This window comes from Selenobaculum gibii, assembly GCF_030273445.1.
In the GTDB taxonomy this organism is placed as follows: domain Bacteria; phylum Bacillota; class Negativicutes; order ICN-92133; family ICN-92133; genus Selenobaculum; species Selenobaculum gibii.
In genome coordinates this window covers 87,501-104,198 of the sequence record NZ_CP120678.1, presented here as the reverse complement: position 1 = coordinate 104,198, position 16,698 = coordinate 87,501, and the positions used below count along the sequence as shown (strand labels likewise).

13 protein-coding genes and 2 rRNA genes (1 of these 15 cut by a window edge) are annotated in these 16,698 nt (G+C 37.6%); 5 read left to right on the top strand and 10 right to left on the bottom strand.

Annotated features, from left to right (window positions below; translation table 11 throughout):
- Window positions 1–96: 96 nt before the first annotated feature.
- The 3 genes from P3F81_RS00465 to P3F81_RS00455 form a co-directional block, all read right to left on the bottom strand.
- Entirely contained in the window at window positions 97–543 is a 447-nt protein-coding gene (locus P3F81_RS00465; protein WP_147667406.1) for a desulfoferrodoxin family protein, read from the bottom strand.
- A 357-nt stretch (window positions 544–900) separates the two neighbouring features.
- On the bottom strand, window positions 901–1,326 hold the full coding sequence (locus tag P3F81_RS00460) for a universal stress protein (protein WP_147667408.1): 426 nt from the start codon (window positions 1,324–1,326) through the stop codon (window positions 901–903).
- 21 nt (window positions 1,327–1,347) lie between these two features.
- The gene (locus P3F81_RS00455) at window positions 1,348–1,806 is read right to left on the bottom strand and encodes a universal stress protein (RefSeq protein WP_309320519.1); all 459 of its coding nucleotides are present in this window, start codon (window positions 1,804–1,806) and stop codon (window positions 1,348–1,350) included.
- 371 nt (window positions 1,807–2,177) lie between these two features.
- Here P3F81_RS00455 and ilvA point away from each other — a divergent pair, with 371 nt between their 5' ends.
- Window positions 2,178–3,419 (top strand): threonine ammonia-lyase, encoded by a 1,242-nt coding sequence (gene ilvA / locus P3F81_RS00450; RefSeq protein ID WP_147667412.1) that lies wholly within the window; start codon window positions 2,178–2,180, stop codon window positions 3,417–3,419.
- A 66-nt stretch (window positions 3,420–3,485) separates the two neighbouring features.
- Here the strand turns inward: ilvA and P3F81_RS00445 are convergent, their stop codons facing one another.
- Window positions 3,486–5,459, bottom strand: a complete 1,974-nt coding sequence (locus tag P3F81_RS00445; protein ID WP_147667414.1) for a methyl-accepting chemotaxis protein — start codon at window positions 5,457–5,459, stop codon at window positions 3,486–3,488.
- 158 nt (window positions 5,460–5,617) lie between these two features.
- Window positions 5,618–6,457, bottom strand: a complete 840-nt coding sequence (locus tag P3F81_RS00440; protein WP_147667416.1) for a Rossmann-like and DUF2520 domain-containing protein — start codon at window positions 6,455–6,457, stop codon at window positions 5,618–5,620.
- Window positions 6,458–6,579: 122 nt separating this feature from the next.
- On the opposite strand from P3F81_RS00440, the gene P3F81_RS00435 reads away from it, so the two are divergent.
- On the top strand, window positions 6,580–7,422 hold the full coding sequence (locus P3F81_RS00435; protein ID WP_309320518.1) for a TIGR00266 family protein: 843 nt from the start codon (window positions 6,580–6,582) through the stop codon (window positions 7,420–7,422).
- A 321-nt stretch (window positions 7,423–7,743) separates the two neighbouring features.
- On the opposite strand, the gene P3F81_RS00430 is transcribed toward P3F81_RS00435, so the two are convergent.
- Entirely contained in the window at window positions 7,744–8,991 is a 1,248-nt protein-coding gene (locus P3F81_RS00430; RefSeq protein ID WP_147667421.1) for a hypothetical protein, read from the bottom strand.
- Window positions 8,992–9,500: 509 nt separating this feature from the next.
- Here P3F81_RS00430 and P3F81_RS00425 point away from each other — a divergent pair.
- Both P3F81_RS00425 and P3F81_RS00420 read left to right on the top strand, forming a co-directional pair.
- Window positions 9,501–9,821 carry an ArsR/SmtB family transcription factor gene (locus P3F81_RS00425; protein ID WP_309320768.1) on the top strand — a complete coding sequence of 107 codons (321 nt, stop codon included), beginning with the start codon at window positions 9,501–9,503 and terminating at the stop codon, window positions 9,819–9,821.
- Between the two features lie 19 nt (window positions 9,822–9,840).
- Complete coding sequence (locus P3F81_RS00420; protein ID WP_147667425.1) at window positions 9,841–10,596, top strand: C40 family peptidase; 756 nt, start codon at window positions 9,841–9,843, stop codon at window positions 10,594–10,596.
- Window positions 10,597–10,608: 12 nt separating this feature from the next.
- On the opposite strand, the gene P3F81_RS00415 is transcribed toward P3F81_RS00420, so the two are convergent.
- Window positions 10,609–12,711 (bottom strand): heavy metal translocating P-type ATPase, encoded by a 2,103-nt coding sequence (locus P3F81_RS00415; RefSeq protein WP_147667427.1) that lies wholly within the window; start codon window positions 12,709–12,711, stop codon window positions 10,609–10,611.
- 227 nt (window positions 12,712–12,938) lie between these two features.
- Window positions 12,939–14,024: an aminofutalosine synthase MqnE gene (gene mqnE, locus P3F81_RS00410; RefSeq protein WP_147667429.1), complete on the bottom strand. Its 1,086-nt coding sequence runs from the start codon at window positions 14,022–14,024 to the stop codon at window positions 12,939–12,941.
- 253 nt (window positions 14,025–14,277) lie between these two features.
- On the opposite strand from mqnE, the gene P3F81_RS00405 reads away from it, so the two are divergent.
- A complete protein-coding gene (locus tag P3F81_RS00405) occupies window positions 14,278–14,520 on the top strand; it encodes a hypothetical protein (RefSeq protein ID WP_147667431.1) in 243 nt (80 codons plus the stop codon).
- Between the two features lie 82 nt (window positions 14,521–14,602).
- On the opposite strand, the gene rrf is transcribed toward P3F81_RS00405, so the two are convergent.
- Window positions 14,603–14,719: ribosomal RNA gene (gene rrf / locus P3F81_RS00400) — 5S ribosomal RNA — on the bottom strand.
- 207 nt (window positions 14,720–14,926) lie between these two features.
- A 23S ribosomal RNA gene (locus P3F81_RS00395) occupies window positions 14,927–16,698 on the bottom strand (it continues 1,153 nt past the right edge of the window).

The window sequence follows — 16,698 nt, the reverse complement described above, 5'->3', positions numbered from 1 at the left end:
CGTGTTTTTTATTTTCGTCCAACAAAATGCTAATAAAAAATAGGCGGGAAGTTCCCGCCTATTTTTATTAGTATTTTGTCTCTCATTTATCTTCCATTATTTTTTAGCGCTTGTTTTCCATAGACCATGCAAATTACAATACGCATATACATTTACATCAATTTCTCCACCAATATCAAAAATCGCTTCTGGCGCTTGACCTGGATCTAAAATTACGCGCTGTACTTTATCCCCACTTGCAATAGTAATCCATTTAATATAGTGACTTTCAATCATTGGATGCGTAACGGAACCAACTTTTACGGAAATCTTTCCGCCTTCTAAAAATTCTACCACCGGCAAATGTTTTTCAGCAGATGCATCCACTGTATTCGGTACTAAAAGTTCCATTTCCTTATTGCAGCAAATCAATTTTGCATCAGCAATCGTTGTTGATTTTGCAAAAGATTCCCCCTTTGTAATTACCTGTCTTGTACCAAAATCCAATACTTCTAATACATACCCACAATCTAAGCATCTATAGAATTTTAATTCTTTTGTCATCACTTTTCCTCCTAATTATTTAACTTAAATTTTTATTGGCTGATTTATATAGTGCTTTATATTCCCACTAAATTTATCAGTCTAACTTCCTTCATTGCTTTGGTGAAGGCTTATTTTACTAAAAATTAGCCTTTAGCAAAAAAGATAATCATCAATCAATTTTAAATAGTAATTAATAATTATTATTAATAATTAGACAAAATTTTTTAAACTCCTGCTTTAACCTAAAAATTTTTTATTTTTAAATTTTAAAAATTTATTTCCTTTTAATCCTATTAGCCTCAAATTAATAATTAAAGATTCTATTAGAACAAAAAATAGGCAGAAACATTTCTGCCTATTTACTATTTATGTATTCTACTTTACTACGATTACTGGACATTTAGCACGCTCAACAACATGCTGACTTACACTACCTAAAAGTACACCTTTGACTAAGCCTAATCCACGCGACCCAATGACAATAAGATCACTATCCATTTTTTCTGCAAATTCTAAAATAGCCACAGCTGGCGAACCAGTTTCCGTATATCCTTCAACTTGGATTAAATCTTTTGGGACTTTTTCAATTGCTCTATCTAGAATTACATTTCCAGCCTTCGTCACAGCTTCCAAAATAGCTTCCGATAAGCAGGCGTTAATTGCTAACTGATTGATATTGGCTACATAAAGAAAATCCAATTTTGCTTGATTAATTTCTGCCAAATAAATTGCCTGTTCTACGGTTCTTTCCGAAATTTCCGAACCATCAATCGGCACTAAAATACGTTTAAATCCCATCATATGCTCCTCCTTTTTAATCAATCAATCCATTTTATTGTTTTCTTTTACTACCATTACAGGACAAGATGCATATTCAACTAAATGTTGACTAACACTACCAAGCAAAGCCCCTTTTACCATGCTAAGCCCACGGCTACCTACGATAATCATATCAGCCTTATTTTCTTCAGCATACTCTAAAATTGCCGACGTAGGAATACCACCAACAACCTTACGTTTTGCTTTTATCCCTTCCGGCATACGGCTAAAAATGCGATCAAGTACAGCTTCCCCTACTTTAAACACGGAGTCAAGCACTTCTTGTGGAAAACAAGTATTATTTGCCAAGCGATATCCGCCAACCGCTGCATTCACATTTGCAATATATAAAAAGTCAATCTCAGCTCCACTTTTTGCAGCTAGACAAAAAGCATAATCTACTGCCTTACAAGCGCTATTTGAACCATCTACTGGTACTAAGATGCGTTTCATTTCTTTCATCATTACTCCCCCCGCATATCATATTTTATCTACCTTTATACAGATACTATTTCGTCATTCGTTAATTTATTCCTGTTTTCTTCAAAAAAAACCTCTTTTTTTGTAAAAATCAGTACGGTCCTATAAACAAGGTTGTTTTCAGCAGAATCTGAACTTCCATTAAAAGAAGACACATCCTCTAAGGACTGACGAAGCATCAAACATCGTTAACCTCAGACAAGTAGAATAGCAATAAAAATTAAAGTAAAAATCTTGACACTGAGAATAAATCAGTGCTAGAATTGATGAAAACATTTATTGGGCACATTGCTTAAAAGCTCGTTCTTGAATCTATTCAAGAATGAGTTATTTTTATCCGGGAGGTTTATATTATGTCAACCGAACAAACATCTATTGAATCAATTGTTGCCAATACATCTATTTCCGATGTCTACCGAGCTGCAAAACAACTAGACGGAGTAATCAAAAAAACTGAACTAATTTATAGTCCTTTTTTTAGCAAAGCCTGCAAAAACGAAGTTTTTATTAAACCCGAGAATTTACAAAACACCGGCTCTTTCAAATTGCGCGGTGCTTACAATAAAATCAGTCAATTATCCGAAATAGAAAAAGCAAAAGGAGTAATTACTGCATCCGCTGGTAATCATGCGCAAGGCGTAGCCTATGCGGCACAGCAGCTTGGAGTAAAGGCAGTTATTACAATGCCTGCAACAACACCAATTATTAAAGTGGAAGCAACACGCAGCTACGGTGCTGAAGTCGTACTATCTGGCGATAGCTATGATGATGCTTATGCAAAATCACTAGAATTGCAAAAAGAACACGGCTATGTTTTTATCCACCCATTCAACGATGTTGAAGTATTGCTTGGGCAAGGAACAACTGCTATCGAAATTTATCATCAATTAAAAGATGTAGATGCGATCCTTGTCCCAATTGGCGGTGGTGGCTTTGCCAGTGGTGTTGCACTTGCCAGTAAGGCAATCAATCCCCATGTAAAAATCATCGGAGTTGAACCTGAAGGGGCAGCTTGTATGAAATATTCACTTTCACGCGGCAAAGTATCCTCATTAAAAGAAGTAGATACCGTCGCTGAAGGAACTGCTGTTAAAACTCCTGGCGACTTGACTTTTGCTTTCATTCAAAAGTACGTAGATGAAGTTATTACCGTATCAGAATTTGATATAATGTCCGCACTTCTTTCCTTAATTGAAAAGCATAAATTAATTGCAGAAGGCGCAGGGGTCCTCTCTTTAGCTGCTTTGAATAAGCTTAGTTTTAAAAACAAGAAAGTCGTTCCAATCGTAAGTGGAGGAAACATTGACATCTCAACAATTTCTGCTTTAATTGATAAAGCCTTAATTGCGCGCGGACGCGTATTCTGCTTTACTGTAAATTTACCAGATAAACCAGGTCAATTATTAAAAGTTGCCGACATTCTTGCTCAAGCAAATGCCAACGTTATAAAGCTTGATCATAATCAAGCAAAAGTTACTGATAGCTTTAAAAAAGTACAACTTGAAGTAACCGTCGAAACACAAGGACAAGATCACGTCGATCGCGTAGTATCCGCCTTAGAAAAAAACGGATTTACTATAGAAAAAGTATATTAAAGTATTTATAAAGAAGGCATCCATGCTTAAATTAAGCATGGATGCCTTCTCTTATCCAAAATAATCTTATATCTTAAATTTGTTTACAGCGTTTTGTAAATCCTGTGCGAGATTTGCCAAAGACATACTTGCCGTTGACATTTCTTCCATCGAAGCAGCCTGCTCTTCTGTTGCTGCAGATACATTCTGCGCTTCCGAACTCGTATTTTTACTAATTTCATCTACACTTTCTATAGAATGTGTAATGTTTGCGCTTGCTGCATCTATATCAACCATCGCTGCATGCGCCAATCCAACCTGTGTATTTACTTCTTGAATCATCGTTTCAATTTCAGCAAAAATTTCACCAGTCTTATTGACTACACTACTGCCGAGTTGTACTTCTTGATTGCCTTCCTGCATTGCTTGAACAGCATCTTCCGTATCTGCCTGAATATTCGAGATCAAATCGGCAATATGTTTTGCTGCTTCTTGTGATTGTTCGGCTAATTTCCGAACTTCTTCAGCTACTACAGCAAAGCCACGACCTTGCTCACCTGCACGTGCTGCCTCAATTGCTGCATTTAGAGCCAACAAATTGGTCTGTCCTGCAATTCCTGAAATCGTATCAACGATCTGTCCAACCTCTTGTGACCTATCACCAAGAGTTGCCACGACCTTAGAGGATTCTTCCATTTTTCGATTAATGCTATTCATTTGCCCAATTGCCTCATTTACAGCTTGTGCACCATGACTTGCCTTTTGTGTCGTTGATGTTGCTGTCTCCGCAACCCGCTGTGCAGTTTTTCCTAATGATTGAAGCTGGTTCCCCATACCCATAACAACTTCTTTTGTTCTTCCTAATGCTCTAGTTTGTTCATCTGCACCTTGTGCCACGTTAGTTATTGAAATTGCCACTTGATTAGATGCTTGTGCAGATTGGGATGCACTTGCAGTCAGTTCCTCACTTGCAGCAGCCACTTGCTCAGCCGAATCACTTACTTTTTTCATCAGCTCACGTAATTTATCCCGCGTTAAAATAATGGCATCTGCAACTCTTCCAATCTCATCTTTTAATATTACTGTGCGAGGTTTTTCCCTAAAATCCCCATCCGCTAAGGCTTCACATGCAGCAATCATTTTATCTAATGCACCAACAATATAGCGAACAATATATAAAATTAGACCGCCTAAAAGTATGATAACAATAATACTTGCAATCGTTAAAATAACCGCCATCTCTTTAATGCCACCAAACAACGCATCATAATCAGTCGAAGTCACCAACGTCCATCCTGTTTGCCCAATGGAAACAGCTTGACACATTCTATCCTTACCTTCTACAGGGATAATCCTTTCAACATTTTTTTCTTTTTGTATTTGTTCAAAAAATCCCGCCAAAGATCCATTTTCTATCGTCTGTAGCCGTTCCTTTGCCGTATAAACAGGATGGCTGATGAAACTACCTTTGTTATCTAAAACAAATACATAACCAATATCGCCATTTTTCATTGAGCTTGTTACATTTAAAATACCCTCTACTTGCACATCTATTGCGATTACACCGATCTTTTTCCCATTTACTACAATCGGACATCCTACATCAGCCATCAGTTTATGGTTACTCGCCGATTCATAAACATCCGTATAGGTTATTCCTGTAGAAGCGAATATCTTTTTATACCAATCTCTAGTCCTTACATCATAATCTGCTGGTGGATTCCACCCATCCGTATCTACATACTCATTTGTATCAAATGCAACTAAAATATTTGAAATTTCAGAATTTGATTTTTTTGCTTCATTAATTAAAATAGCTATCTCTTGTTTACTCGGTTGTTTACCAGCAATAATCGCTGCTAGAGATGAAGCAACAGCTTCCTGCTTTACTAAAACTTCATTAATTTTCCTGCTATAAGACTCCGCCGTAAATTTATTTCCTCTCAAAAGTTCAGACCTCAATAAATTTTCTGCCGTATGATACGCGTAATAACTCAAAAAAGATGTCAACACAATCACTGGTAAAAGAATAAAAACTAACATTCTGTTACGTAAATTCATACTGCTCACACTCCAACTCTCTTCTAAAATATCTTCATATATGTATTTTAGTATATATTTTACATCAAAACAACATATTTATTTTAATTAATGGAATTAAAGTAGCATGCAGTACACTATAAACGCACCTTTGTTCTTATTTAGGAGTATTATCTATTTTATTCTCTATCTTTCTTGCTAAAAATTTCTTTTTTTTGCACAAATTCTTGTGTGTATCTACCTAGAACTTTATAAACTAGCTCTTCTTTTGGTGCATATTGACGCATCTTAGCAAGATGCGCTTCGATCGTTACCGAATCTCCCCGCACAATCGGACCTGTTAAGGCATTGATCGTCCCCTTCGATTCAATATTCGCTAAAGTTCCTTTCATAATTGGCATAAGTGCCGCAATTGCAGCCTCTTCTTTAATACCGAACTTTTCAAACAATTGCGTTGCAACATGCATTAACGTCACCGTATAATTTGAGGCAATACATGCTGCGGCATGATATAATGCGCGATATTGACTTGGCACAAAAAAAGATTTCCCACCTATAGATTCTACAATTCGTTCAGCAAGGGCAACCGCTTTTTCATCTCCATCCAGCGCAAAGTAGGTTTGCGGTAGTATATTTACCGCCATATCTATATCAGCAAAAGCTTGCAACGGATGCATAGAACCAGTTACCCATCCATTTTCCTTTAATACCATCAATGATTCGCTACTTTGGGATCCACATACATGAAATACGTATTGCTGACTCGCTTTCAGTCCCGTTTCAGCAATTTTCTTTGCCATTTCTTTGATTACTCTATCTGGAGTAGTAATAAAAATAACATCGGTATCTTGTATTAATTTTTTCAAATCCGTAGCCGCCGTACTTTTAACCCTTTGCGCCAATTTTTCAGCTGACTCAACATTTCGACTCATAATATAAGAAATTTTATACCCCTTTAAACTTAAAAGAATCGCCATTGCAGAACCAACTTTTCCTGCACCAATAAATGCAATCTTCATAGCCTTCCCTCCTATACAAATACAAAACTCACAATTAATTTACACAACTATTTTTATGATGCTATAATACCATATAACAACAAATAATTCATTTCCTATGTATAAAGAATGGAGGCTTCATGATGAAACGTGCAGATGAAGTAGATTACAAAATTATCGGCCATGAAATGCAATTCGTTGAAGTAGAACTTGATCCTGGCGAAAGCATCGTCGCTGAAGCAGGTGCAATGATGTACAAGGACAGTTGTATCCAAATGGATACGATTTTCGGTGATGGTTCAGCAAAAGAAAGTGATAGCTTTTTGGGTAGGTTACTCGGTGCTGGAAAAAGAGTCTTAACTGGAGAAAGTATGTTTATCACTGTGTTTACTCATCGAGGTAAGGGAAAAGCCAAAGTTTCTTTCTCTGCACCTTATCCTGGGAATATTATTCCAGTATCATTAGAAAAGCTAGGCGGCACACTTATTTGTCAAAAAGACAGCTTTCTTTGTGCGGCTAAAGGGGTCTCCATTGGCATACATTTTCAAAGAAAAATTATGACGGGATTATTTGGCGGAGAAGGCTTTATTATGCAAAAACTCGAAGGGGATGGCATGGCATTCATCCATGCCGGCGGTACGCTTGTCGAAAAAGAACTAAGAACAGATGAAGAACTTCATGTGGATACAGGATGCCTAGTTGCTTTTGAACCTACCGTTAATTTTGATATCATCCGTGCTGGAAATATCAAAACCTCCTTCTTAGGCGGCGAAGGTTTTTTTCTTGCCCACCTAAAAGGTCCAGGGAAAGTATGGCTGCAATCTCTTCCATTTTCTCGTTTAGTCGGCAGAATTCAAGCAGCAATGCCACCTACACCCTTAAATGCCGGTGATGGCTCATTTGGCAGTAATGCAGCAAAAGTCGTAACCGGCGGCGCAATCTTAGGCGGAATCGGCTCTCTATTTGATAACAATGACGATGATTAACATACATAAAAATATCCTTTTGCCAAAACATCGACAAAAGGATATTTTCAAAAATTTACTTGATAGCATACAGTCTTTCTTCTGTATGCTTTTTGCATAAAAATAAACGATGATGATTCAAGAGGGCTCTTAAGTCTTTATGAAGAAAAGCAAGTAATCCATAGACTTACGATATCTTTACTTCCGACGAAAAGAACGGAGATATTATAAGCAGAGACCGAAAATTTTTGACTTTTGTAAGTCATTTATTTCACAAAATAACTCCGTTAGCCATCGGATAAATATTTCCCGAAAATACTCTATCCCGCGTCTATCTTTTCATCACTTATCCATAATTTTATTTTCATACCAGTTCATCAAGGCGGAAAATTTTTCATCAAAACAAGTAAGATACGCTTCATCCCCTACACCACGCATTCGTGCGCTATCAATCGCCAGTTGCCATAAGCCACCCAAGAATTCATATAGAGAATTTCTACTCCCAATTAACACCCCTCTTGCCGCCATTTCACAGAGTTGATTATTGCTTGATGTAATTTGATTATCGCGTAAAAATCGTTTTACCAATTCATCTGCCTGCCCCAGTTTAGCAACGATTCCACGAACAAAAGCAACTGGTACAAACGTTTGACTAAACGGCTGTACGCAAGAGACTTGCCTTTTAACCGTACCTATCTGCTCAAGCTCTGTATTTTTATAACTGAAGAAACAATCAAGGTCTTCTTCTATCGCTCCATACTCTGACCTTTTAAAATATTCTCCCAATCTTACGGGGATGAAAAATTGACAATTTTCGCGCCGACGAAGAAACAAGCCTCTCTGTGCATAATCCAAAAGTACATCTTGTATTGAGCGAAAGGATTGATCCATCGAACCACTAAGCCCGGCTAATGCAAGTCCACTTCGCGTATAATAATAATATTTCGCCGAACGAAACCAACCTTGTTTCGTTCGTATTGGAGAATTTGCAAATAAAAAAAGTTCAGCGAAATCCAGCTTGGACAATACCGTAAACGCATAAGGAATTTCTTGCGGCATGAAATTCAAATGCGTTTTTATTGCGGTAATAAAAGCGAAAAAATCTGCACGGCCAGAAAAATCTTGTGGCGAATATTTTTCTATAAATTTACGTTTTGCCATCCATTCATCATCCGCAATAAAATTTGCTGGTAAAGAATAATGCAAAGGATGAATACTTTGGTCAATTAACAACGCCTGTTCTTCAACAATCGTGCGAAATAATTTAAACACCTCTTGCAAAGTGCGATCCGCTTCATGAATTGCAACAATTGGCGCTAATGCTATAGACAAACAGTTATAAGAAGCATCTAAAAAAATTCGTGCAGTAAATTTCTTTTCCACACCGATTAGCTCTTTTTTATCACAATAAAGTGGCATAAATCCCCGTTTTATTAATTGTTCAAACAGATATTTCACAATCATTTTATTGCTCTTATTCCCTAAGCAAACCAAAGGATAAGCAAATTCCATTCCAATCCGATTGATTAGATTCTTCTTACTTTCCATCGGGGCGATAAAGCGCCGATACAACAATTCTCGTACATCCATTCTTAGCTCCTTTCCGCTTGTCAGCTGATTTTATCCTTGGGCCTGCAAATCTATGACACCTTTCAACTACGCTTAATATTCTTAGTTTTACCTATCAGGAATTTTTGCAATAAAATATCTCCCATATCAAAAAACTTACTGCTAACTTATACACAGCAATCCCATCATAATCATACCCTTGAAAAATCTGAATTTCAATAGAAAAATACCCATATCTACTGACAATAAGGAATTCTGCTGATTTATCTCATGAAAATCAGACTAAATCATTCGGAGCTTTTTAAAAATTATCTTAGACCCCTTGAAAACAGATCTTAATCACCTATAATTTACCTATTCATTCCTATGTTTCGACAATAAAATTTAAATACCTTTTGACATAAAATTTATTCTTTTCTTGAAGAAAGTAATCTTTTTGCAAATTTTTTATAAATCGTTTCCAAAATATATCTTTTTGTTTTATACTATAATATAGATTTATCTATAGGAGGAATTGCATGACTATTGATATGAATAAACAACCGAGTTCAGATAAATTAAATCTGCTACCTGATGAAATTAGTAACCAACTTGCTGATACATTTAAAATTCTCGGTGATTCAACTAGAATCAAATTACTAAATCTGTTGACCCAACAAGAAATGCGCGTAAGTGATATCGCGACAACGTTAGAAATGGGACAATCTGCAATTTCTCACCAATTGCGTGTTCTTCGAAGTGCTAGACTTGTTAAATATCGCAAGGAGGGTAAAGAGGCCTGGTACTCTCTCGATGATGATCATGTTGTTAGTTTAATGAATGAAGGGTTAGAACATATATCCCACCGTTAAAAGGATGTGAACAAATCGCATGCATAAATTGCATTTTATTGCTAGGAAAAAACAATATTGCATCTTATTACTCGCCTTTTTATTTCTATTAGCAACAGTCCCCGCTTATGCAGCTCCAACACTGCGTGTAAACGCTAAAGGCAATGATGTAACAATACTCCAACAAAAATTAATTGCTCTTAGCTATTCGATTAAAGACCCCCGTGGAAAATTTGCAGCTGATACACATTACGCTGTTAAAAATTTTCAGCGCGATCATAAACTAAAATCAAATGGAGTCGTCGATGATTCCACTTGGAAAGCGATTGAGTGGGCGTTGAAAACTAGAAAAATAGATAAGCTTCCAAGCGTTGTCACGCCATTACCTAATCTCCCCGATTCCAATCCAGTAATTGAGGGATCAAGAAATAACGCTAATGCAATAATTTCTACAGCAAAACAATACATCGGCGTTCCTTATAAATTTGGTGGAACAACACCAAAAGGCTTTGATTGTTCTGGCTATCTTCAGTATGTTTTCGCCGAACATAAAATAAACCTACCAAGAACAGCAGATGATCAATATAAAATAGGCAAACAAGTCAATAAGAAAAGTCTCCAAGTGGGTGATTTAGTTTTCTTTACGACCTATGAATCTGGAGTCTCACACTGTGGACTGTATATAGGCAATGGACAGTTTATTCATACTTCTTCCAGTAAAGGCGTACGCATTGATAAGCTAAATGATCCCTATTGGCAGCCACGCTACATTGGTGCAAAATGTATTTTAAAATAAAAAAGTCCGATTTTAAAAATCGGACTTTTCTTCTTTTTCATATAAAATACGAATGGCATTCACTACGCAAAGCATCGCTACACCACTATCTGCAAACACTGCCAGCCACATAGACGCAAAACCTGCTAACCCTAAAATCATAATTAAAATTTTAACACCTAAAGCAAATACAACATTTTGTTTTGCAATTTTTCCGGTCTTATGAGCAATTTCAATCGCATGATGGATTCCACTTAATCTAGAATTCATAAAGACAATATCCGCCGCCTCAATTGCAGCATCAGCACCGCTTCCCATCGCGGCTCCTACATCCGCTCCAGCAAGTACAGGTGCATCGTTGATTCCATCACCAACAAACATCACTCTATCATATTTTTCTCTTAATTCAATTAAACGATTAAGTTTTTCTTCCGGCAATAACTTGGCATAATAGCCATCTACACCTACTGCTTTGGCAATCTTTTCGGCACTCTTTTCCTGATCCCCCGTCAAAATAAAGGTGTGTAACATTTTTTTCTTTAACTGCTTTATCGTGTAAATAGCATCCGATTTCATTTTATCTGCGATAAACAAACAACCTATCACCCTTTTATCTAAAGCAATGAATACCTCTGTACCAATACCTTGGCCTTGATATTCAGGCACATCAATCTGCATTCCCACTAGAAAGCTTCTGCTTCCACATAAGACTTGCCCTTTTACAGTATCCCCTTTGATTCCCTTTCCCGAAAGTTCTTCAACATTTTGAATCTCTTCAAAAGTTAAATTTCTTGCCTTTGCTTCAGCGACAATACTAACTCCAATTGGATGCGTAGATGCTGTTTCTAAAGATGCACATAATGCTAAGACCTCGTTTTCCTTGAAAGTCCCAAACACAGCAATCTCGCGTACAGCAAACTTTCCTTCCGTAATTGTGCCCGTTTTATCCATCACAATTGCTTTACACCGCTTTAGGCTTTCCAAAACCGAACCACCCTTAAACAAAATCCCACGTTTGGCTCCCGCACCAATACCAGCAAAAAAAGTCAATGGAACACTTAATACTAAAGCACAAGGACAACTAATAACTAAAAACGTTAACGCAGTATAAATCCAATGCTCCCAATTTCCCGTAAAAAGAGAAGGAACGATTGCCGTAAAAATTGCAATCATCACCACGATTGGTGTATAAACTCTTGCAAATTTTGTAATAAAACGATCAACTTTAGGCTTATTTGCAGCTGCATGCTCTACAGAATCTAAAATACGTGTAACCATTGAATTTGCCAACGTATTTTTTACTCTAATTTGAAGTAATCCCGACGTATTAATACATCCTGATATAACTTCATCACCAATAGCTACTTTTACTGGGATCGGCTCTCCTGTAACAGGTGCCGTATCTACGCGACTTTCGCCTTGCTGAACAACTCCATCCAAAGGGATGCGCTCACCAGCTTTTACTAAAAGAATATCATCTATCTGCGCTGCATTCGCTTCAATTATTTCCTCTTTTCCACCGGATAACCTAGTTACTACATCTGGTCTTAAATCAACCGCTTGCATAATCTGCCGTCTGCTTTTCTCTACTGCACATTCTTCAAAAAACTCACCAATGCGATAAAATAGCATAACGCCTACTGCTTCTGGATACTCTTGGATAGCAAAAGCACCTAAAGTCGCAATACTCATTAAAAAATTTTCGTCAAACACATGCCCACGAAGTAAATTTTTACCCGCAGTTAAAACAATTTTACCACCTAAAATTACATATGCTAAAACAAATAAAGTAATCTTATAAGATTCTTCTAATGTTCCCCATAAAAAAGCTACTAGAAAAATGCTTCCACCAAAAATAAGTTCCCATAAAGCGCGCTGCTTTATCCACGACTTTTCTTCTGGCTTTACTTTTATACCCGTGATTTTATCAGTTACTTGAATATCTGATTCTATCGATTGACAAATCTTCTGAATTCTTTCTAACTCTACTATATCGTTCGTAAATTCAATCTCCATTTGCTTCGTCGCAAATGTAATTATGGCACGTTTAATTTCGGGCATACGATTTAGTTTTGCCTCTATTTTAGCAGCGCAATTTGCACAATCTAAATTTTTTAATAAATATATACTTGTCATAAGTCACCTCCAATATTATTCATATAATCATTCATATGATTATATATTCATATATATTAATATCATATTGATATATAAATGTCAACCTCAATATTATTACTCTTTTAATTTATCTTATGAAAAAAAATGATTCTTGCTTATGCAAGAATCATTTTTTTTCGATGACTAGCCTATTCTTCTAATAAAAAACAATCCAACCAAAATCAAAGGCCTTAACCCATAGCCTTTTATAGCAAGCGAATAATATTAAAATTACAGTCACACTCGGCTGCAATGCGCCCACTTTGTTTAATTGTTTCCACAAGTTTTTCTTGTGTAAGAGCTTTACTAGATTTTGCACCTGCCGCATGCATAATCCGCTCCTCTTTTATTGTTCCATCAATATCATTTGCTCCAAATCCAAGTGCCAATTGCGCAATTGGCAAAGTTAACATGACCCAATACGCTTTAATATTTTTAAAATTATCAAGCATCAGCCTTGAAATTGCCATTGTTTTTAAATCATCCCAAACATTCGTGCGAGAAATTTCTGACTCTAGTTCTGTATTCTCTGGGTGAAAAGGAAAACAGATAAACGTTTGAAACCCATTCGTTTTATCTTGCAAATCACGCAATCTAATTAAATGATCAATTCTTTCTTCAATCGTCTCTATATGACCATACAACATACTTGCATTCGTTTTAATTCCTAATTCGTGAGCAGTCTGTGCAACTTCCATCCATTCCTCTGCCGTCGCTTTTTTAGGACATAATGCATCGCGTACCCTATCAGATAAGATTTCAGCACCACCGCCTGGCATTGCTTCAATTCCTGCATCAATTAACTCCTTCAGTACTTGGCGAATTGATTTACCAGATATTTTTGCAAAATGAGTAATTTCAACACCTGTAAAACCTTTCAAATGTAATTTAGGAAACCGTTCCTTAATAGAACGAATAATATCTACATAATACTCAAAAGGCCAATCCGGATGGAGTCCACTTACAATATGTAGATTTCGCAAGTCGGGATCCTTTGCTGATTTTTCAATCATATCAAGAACCTCTTTTTTCGTTAAGGCATATGCCCCGCTGCTATCTGAATCGCGTCCAAATGCGCAAAACTTACAACGTGCAGCACATATATTCGTTAAATTCACATGACGATTCACATTATAATAAACATAATCTCCACTTATGCGTTTTCTCACTATATCTGCCAAATAGCCCAACCAAGCTAAATCATTACATTTATATAAAGCAATTCCATCTTCACGGGATAATCTAATTCCTTGTAATACTTTTTTCTCAATTTCTTGTAAAGTTTCAGTCACCTAAAGCACTCCTTTGTATACAATGAACAATCTTCCTCAACTATATCATTCTACATGATTTAACATTTATACACAACCTTTACGGAAATGAATAAAAATTTTATTAACATTAAGATAAAGTTAGAAATAAAATTTCGAAAATAAGCATAATTTTTTATTAAAATTACTATACTTTGGGGCTACATTAATAATTAATACTAAAATTTTATAAATAATGCAATTATAGAATTTTAATTTAAGGAGGAAAATTCAAATGAAAAATCTATTAAAATTTATTTTAGTAAGTTTGCTTATCGGAGGAATAATAATTATAATTACTGCTGCAATTAGCTTTTCTAATGATATTTCTGATGAAGATTACACAGAGGATTTCATTAACACAAATACAATGAACGAGGAGGATAATTCAATCTCGACCAAAGAAGTATTCATCCTAGGTAGAAATAATAATGATTCTTTAGACGATGATGTAATTGATATTAACCTTGAAAAATAAACTTGCATACCCTTTTAATAAAAACTTCAGCCGTTTCGATCTTAATAACGAAAAAGCACTCACCAAAGTGAGTGCTAAACAAAACTGGCATCTACCTAACCTCCCAGGACGTTTCCATCCAAGTACTTTCGGCGTGTATAGGCTTAACTACTGTGTTCGGTATGGGAACAGGTGGTACCCTATAGCTATCGACACCAGATTCTTTTGAAGTGAACTTTCTTTTTAGATATGTTCCTTCAAAACTATACAGAAGAATTGAAATTAATCTTAACTACATTTTATTCTTGCTTTACTCCGCTTCGCTTAGATATGAAACTCACTCGCTCCATTTCTTTACGCTCGGAGTAAAGCGATTCGCTCAATCTACTTCATTCGCTTTCGCTCATGGTATATTGGCTCTCTGCTTTAAGTCAAGCCCTCGACCTATTAGTACCAGTCAGCTAAATACATTACTGTACTTACACATCTGGCCTATCTACCTTGTCTTCTTCAAGGGGTCTTACTAGATTACTCTATGAGAAACCTCATCTTAAGGCTGGTTTCACGCTTAGATGCTTTCAGCGTTTATCCTTTCCGAACGTAGCTACCCAACTGTACGCCTGGCGGCATAATTGGTACACCATTGGTTCGTCCACTCCGGTCCTCTCGTACTAGGAGCAGCTCCCTTCAAGTTTCTTACGCCCGCGATGGATAGGGACCGAACTGTCTCACGACGTTCTGAACCCAGCTCACGTACCACTTTAATGGGCGAACAGCCCAACCCTTGGGACCTACTTCAGCCCCAGGATGTGATGAGCCGACATCGAGGTGCCAAACCTCCCCGTCGATATGGACTCTTGGGAGAGATTAGCCTGTTATCCCCAGGGTAGCTTTTATCCGTTGAGCGATGGCCCTTCCACTCGGTACCACCGGATCACTAAGCCCTACTTTCGTACCTGCTCGACCTGTCCGTCTCGCAGTCAAGCTCCCTTCTGCCTTTACACTCTTCGCGCGATTTCTTGCCGCGCTGAGGGAACCTTTGGGCGCCTCCGTTACTCTTTCGGAGGCGACCGCCCCAGTCAAACTGCCCGCCTGACACTGTCTTGATGTTTGTTATTCATTCAGTTAGATTTTCAGTAAATAAAGGGTGGTATCCCAACATTGACTCCTATGATACTAGCGTACCATATTCTCAGTCTCCCACCTATCCTGTACATTATTTACCAAAAACCAATGTCAGGTTGCAGTAAAGCTCCATGGGGTCTTTCTGTCCAGTCGCGGGTAACCTGCATCTTCACAGGTATTTCAATTTCACCGGGTCCCTCGTTGAGACAGTGCCCAAGTCGTTACACCTTTCGTGCGGGTCGGAACTTACCCGACAAGGAATTTCGCTACCTTAGGACCGTTATAGTTACGGCCGCCGTTTACTGGGGCTTCAATTCAGATCTTCGAATTACTTCTAAACCCTCCTCTTAACCTTCCAGCACCGGGCAGGTGTCAGCACATATACTTCAGATTTCTCTTTCGCATGCACCTGTGTTTGTGGTAAACAGTCGCTTGGGCCTCTCTTCTGTCGCCTTCTTCAGCTCTGCTAGCTTGTAGCTTCACCAAAAATGGCTATCCTTTTCCCGAAGTTACGGATACATTTTGCCGAGTTCCTTAACGAGGGTTTTCCCGCGCACCTTAGGATTCTCTCCCCGCCTACCTGTGTCGGTTTGCGGTACGGGCACCTTTAATCTCACTAGAAGCTTTTCTTGGCAGCGTGGTCCAGTTAAATTCAATGTAATTGCTTACATCTTTCCGTCACTTCTCAGGTTTTTAAGATGCGGATTTGCCTACATCTCACCCTACCAGCTTAGACAGGCGTTTCCATCTGCCCGCTTAACCTTCCTTCTGCGTCACTCCATTGCTCAAACAATTATCGGTGGTACAGGAATCTTTACCTGTTGTCCATCGCCTACGCTCTTTGCCTCGGCTTAGGTCCCGACTTACCCTGAGTCGACGATCGTTGCTCAGGAAACCTTAGGCTTTCGGTGGGAAGGATTCTTACCTTCCTTTTCGCTACTCATACCGGCATTCTCACTTCTATACTCTCCAGCACTCCTTTCGGTATACCTTCGTCGTGTATAGAACGCTCCCCTACCCAACATACTTAGTATGCTGACGCGACTTCGGTTCTGTGCTTTAGCCCCGGACATT